The sequence below is a fragment of the Micromonospora sp. DT233 genome (assembly GCF_049841815.1).
In the GTDB taxonomy this organism is placed as follows: domain Bacteria; phylum Actinomycetota; class Actinomycetes; order Mycobacteriales; family Micromonosporaceae; genus Micromonospora.
Genome location: NZ_JBNCLB010000056.1, coordinates 1 through 233, shown reverse-complemented (window position 1 = coordinate 233; position 233 = coordinate 1). Strand labels below are relative to the sequence as shown.

The following is a 233-nucleotide window of genomic DNA, read 5'->3' as shown; positions in this document are numbered from 1 at the left end:
GGTGGTCGGCTCGGCCCGCTTGCGGTGCAGCACCGGCACGGCCAGCACGCCGTCGCGGGTCTCCTCGACCGCGCCGACCAGGCTCGCGTCCGGGCCGAGCTCCACGAACCGGGTCACCCCCAGCTCGGCGGCCCTCTGCACCGCCGCACCGAACGCGACGGTGCCGCGCACCTGCTGCGCCCAGTACTCGGCGGTGAACTCCTCCACCACCTGCCCGGTGAGGGTGGAGACGA

The 233-nt window shown here is 75.1% G+C and carries 1 protein-coding gene; it reads right to left on the bottom strand.

Annotated elements, in window-relative coordinates:
• Positions 1-233, bottom strand: a 233-nt coding sequence (locus ACLQ2V_RS28175; protein WP_425721749.1) for a hypothetical protein, incomplete at both ends; no start/stop codon positions are given.